The sequence below is a fragment of the Deltaproteobacteria bacterium genome (assembly GCA_016874735.1).
Classification (GTDB): Bacteria; Bdellovibrionota_B; Oligoflexia; order Oligoflexales; family CAIYRB01; genus CAIYRB01.
In genome coordinates this window covers 1-4,155 of the sequence record VGTI01000135.1, presented here as the reverse complement: position 1 = coordinate 4,155, position 4,155 = coordinate 1, and the positions used below count along the sequence as shown (strand labels likewise).

The 4,155-nt window shown below is 51.1% G+C and carries 4 protein-coding genes; all 4 read right to left on the bottom strand.

Going from position 1 to position 4,155, the window contains the following annotated elements; translation table 11 throughout:
- The coding region (locus tag FJ146_19610) for a hypothetical protein (GenBank protein ID MBM4254178.1) at positions 1-345 on the bottom strand (345 nt) is incomplete at its 3' end.
- 61 nt (positions 346-406) lie between these two features.
- Positions 407-1,150, bottom strand: a complete 744-nt coding sequence (locus FJ146_19605; GenBank protein MBM4254177.1) for a hypothetical protein — start codon at positions 1,148-1,150, stop codon at positions 407-409.
- Positions 1,151-1,241: 91 nt separating this feature from the next.
- Positions 1,242-2,174, bottom strand: a complete 933-nt coding sequence (locus tag FJ146_19600) for a hypothetical protein (protein ID MBM4254176.1) — start codon at positions 2,172-2,174, stop codon at positions 1,242-1,244.
- Positions 2,175-2,347: 173 nt separating this feature from the next.
- Positions 2,348-4,102, bottom strand: a complete 1,755-nt coding sequence (gene argS, locus FJ146_19595; GenBank protein MBM4254175.1) for an arginine--tRNA ligase — start codon at positions 4,100-4,102, stop codon at positions 2,348-2,350.
- Positions 4,103-4,155 lie beyond the last annotated feature (53 nt).

Here is a 4,155-nt window from a genome sequence, read left to right as displayed (position 1 = left end):
AAACACCTTCACATCACGAAGTGACTTCATGCGCCATGCCCTGCCGTCATATCCTGCCCCTAGTAGCACCAGCTGATCAAAGGGCAGAGCGTCACCTATGATCCGATCGAGGACGACCGTGCGAAACTGAAAATTGACCGATAAAGAGCTCCAAAATGTTTCTAGTTTGTTGGCGAAGTATTTGCCGTAGATCGCCCTCAGTGCGATTTCGAATTGGCGAAAACGCTTGCCTAAAAAAACCTCGGCTGTCGGGTCGCTGAATCCTGGCACCCAGGGGGCGCGGTGACCAAGGGCGCGCATCATGGCAACGTAATTTGCTGTTCGGCTGGCTTGGGTCTTTTTCATGACGACCACTATTTAATAAGTTGGAGCTGGCTTAGATCAGACAAAAGCAAAGTAATTACGATCAATGATCGTTAATTAATGGTAATGCGGAAATGTAGACTCGTCCATTACGGTACTTAGCTACTTCAATGACCCAATCATTTAAGGCTGGTCGACCTTCCGTTGAACCTTGGACTTTTTTTGTGGTTGCTCTGAAGCTGGGTTTATTTGAGGAATCAAAGCCACTGAGTTTTAACGCGCTGCCGCCTTTGGAATGCGCGGGGCCTGGAGAGGATTCCCACCTAGCTTTCGATACGTCTAAGCCAGATTGCTTAATGGCGGATTGCAACCGACGTAGACTCTGGCCGGATGGGCGAGCGATTACTTGATCAAAATCGCAGTAAATCTCATTTCTTGCTAAATCCAAAGAATCACAACTGACGAATGAAGTCAGGTCAGAAGCCTTGCCGTCGCGGAGCGTGGTAAAAACTGATTTCTGAGCCTGATCGATAGAGTCCCAGCTTTTAGCTGCATAGCTACTTTGTGATAGGCATTCCATCATGGTCTTCCACTGGGCTAACTCGTCCGCAGCAGGGCAAGACGTCTCGTCACCGCTTGGAGGGTGGCCGCCTTGCTTTTCAAATTCAATTAACATGCGTTTAGCTTTAGTGTAATCGCCACTCTTGTAAGCAATGGAAAGATCTTTCATGAATTGTTGATAGTTGGGGGGAGGGCTTGCGGAGTTGCCTTTGGCAAGACTTCTGGTCGAGGCGAGAATTGTAAAAACCGCTAAATGTAAGAGCATGAAAAATGTAGTGAGTTGCATCTGACATCCTACAAAGGTCTAAATTCAGCGTTATGTATTGGCATTATTATGTGGCAATATTAGGCAAGAGCTCAAAGCTTGCGAAAAGTGTTCACTGGGTAGTGTAGGCAACCTCGTTAAAGGCGCGTCCGCAACAATTAGTAGGTATATTGAACTGGTAGACGCGTCCGTTTTGGACGGGCTCGTCACGTGCATCAAATAGTCTGATTCGGTAGGGCTCCGAACCCACATTAGTCAGCGTGTAAACCTGACCTAGGGTCAGGAACATAGGCTGCGCGACCCATCGACCACCGACCCACTGCTCGATCTTATGAATCCCGCGCTGCAGGTGTTTGATCAGAATCGTTGGCCAGCCGCTGGAAGCATTTTGTGCAAAGCCAATTTGAACATCGCCACTGTAATTGGGGGCATCAACATAGCGCCAGGTTAATTGAGGATTTCGCCACGTCGAAACATTTACTCCGCTGCCGAATTGCACGAGTCCGGACGCTGATAGATCCAAGTGGTATCGATCGTTTCGGCACCAATAATTGCCGTCGTTACAGCTATCGGCGACAATAAACAGGGCTTTAGACCCGGTCAATGGACCCTCTTCCCATTGGCCACCGTTGCAAAAGTCGGTGTTCCATCGGTCTGAGTGGTCAGCGTTTTTGCAAAATTTGCTGAGTGTCACCTCGATCCAGCGACCGCAGTTGCGGCCTTGATTGAATTCGCCGGTGATCGGCGGTTGTGCGCTTTGAACGTTCAGTGCCACGAAGTTGCTGGATTCAACTACCGACTGTGGCAAGCCGCAGCCACCTGCAGGCGCGCCTATTCCACCAAAATATGTACCCATGGCCTCGTGAGTCTGATCGTCTGTATATTCTTGCTCTTCAGGTAGAGAAGGCGAAAGGTCCGTCGAGGTGGCGCGCCCGAATGACGCACTATCGTCATTTGGAAGCGTCACGTCAGAGGCTCTAGCATATCCCGAATGCAAATAAAGAATCGCTATCATGGGAGTGATAATTGCAGTTTGTAGCCGCATAGGTGCCTCTCCTCAATACAAAATTAATTTAGTTAGGCGCCATTGTAGCACAGGCAGATATGCGGACTTTGCCAAATGAAGAAATACCATGGGCACCAAGGGTCACAGCTGTCACTGGAGGTGACGAACTGTAATCCTTAGTGGGGTCAAGTTTTTCTAGCCGAGCAGCGGTCCTACATGCGCTCAGGCGGTGTGATACCCAGTAGCGCCAAGCCATGTTTGAGCGTATCACCAAATGCTGAGGTGAGTGCTAAGCGTGATCGAGCAAGCTCAGGTGTTGCGGCCTTGAGTATAGGCGCATCGACATAGAATCGGTTGAATGATTTGCACATATAAAACAAATGTGTGGCCAGCATGCTGGGCTTGCAGTGTTCGCAAGCCGAGATGACCGTTTGATTGAAGTCAAACAGGTAACGCAGTAGTTCATGCTCCGAAGCCTCTCGCAAATGGTCGGCGGCGCCAGCTACGTCGGGAGTTAGGCCCTGCTCGCTAGCTTTGCGCAGGATCGAGCGCGTGCGTGTGTAGCTATACATCAGATAGGGGCCAGAGTTGCCCTCAAAACTGAGCCAGTCTTCGAGGTTAAAGACAATTTCTTTGACCGGGTCCGTGGCGATCATGCCGTATTTGATGGCGCCATCACAGAGCTTGTGGGCGGTGTCGGCAATTTCGGCCGGGGACCATTCGCCCTCGTATTTGGACAAAATTTTGCCAAGATGATCGAGCATCATTTGACGTAGTGATGTGAACGACACAGCGGAACCGTCTCGTGACGACATTTTGCCTTCTGGCAGGACCACCATGCCGTAGCTTAGGTGGAAACATTGTTTGGCCTGAGCAAAACCCATGAGTTCGAGGACCTTGAACACCTGGCGAAAATGGTGATTTTGCTCGTCGGCCACGACGTAGATGCTGCGACTAATCCCGTAGTCGTCAAATTTACGTTTAGCGAGCGCCAGATCCTTAGTGGCGTAAAGTGTATTGCCGTCAGACTTGCGCAAGATACAGAAGCCTAGCTTGAATGGCTTAAGGTCTACGCCGATGGCTCCTTGGTCGAGGACGAATACACCTTTACTCAGGTATTCATCGACAATTGCTTGGGCCGACGTAGTGACCTCGGATTCGTAGAACAGTTCATCAAACTTTACGTTGAGCCACTCATAAATGTCGTGGAAGGCGTCGAGTGACCACTGCCGCGTGGTCAGCCAGTCCTGATACACTTGACCTTGTTGCTTTTCGATCTGCCGATGCACCTTAGAGATATCTGCCAAAATACTGGCCTTGGCATCACCGTCGGCAGCCTCGAGCTCGCGCTTGGCGGCCACGTAAATTTGGCCCAGCCATTCGCCTCGCCCGGTTGCAGGTGCTTGAGGTTGATGACGCGTTAGATAGGACAATACTGTGGCGATGTGTGTGCCTTCGTCGCCAAAGTAATTCGCGCTGACTACCTGATAGCCGCAGTAGCGGAACAGGTGTACCAAGCTGTTGCCTAGGCAAACATTTCGGCCATGACCAACGTGGAACTCCTTGTGGGTGTTGGGCTGCGAGAATTCAATCATCACCCGCTGACTTCGGTTAGCGGCTAGACTGGCAAGCTCACGAAACGTGCTGCCATCGGCAATCTTGGGCAACACAGCTGAGGCTAGACGTTTGTGGTCGATGAATATGTTGAGAAAGGCGCCGACAGCCACAGAGCGATCTAGCCATCCCGAAGCCTTAAGAGAGTCAGCCAATGCCGTGGCGATCTCTGGTGGTTTTTTGCGCGTATCCTTAGCAAAGCGGAAACATGGCAAAGCATAGTCGCCCAGCTGGCGCTCAGGCGGTTGTTCCAAAAGTCGACCAATTGCCTCGGGTGTTGATGGTAGGACAATCAACCCCCATTGCCCCAGCACCCGGGTTTGCTTCCCGGGCCAACCTGTCCTCCTCCGCAACCCACTCTCTGCCTAAATGGCAGGATTTCTCTGTACCAGGCGCCTTTGTGGCC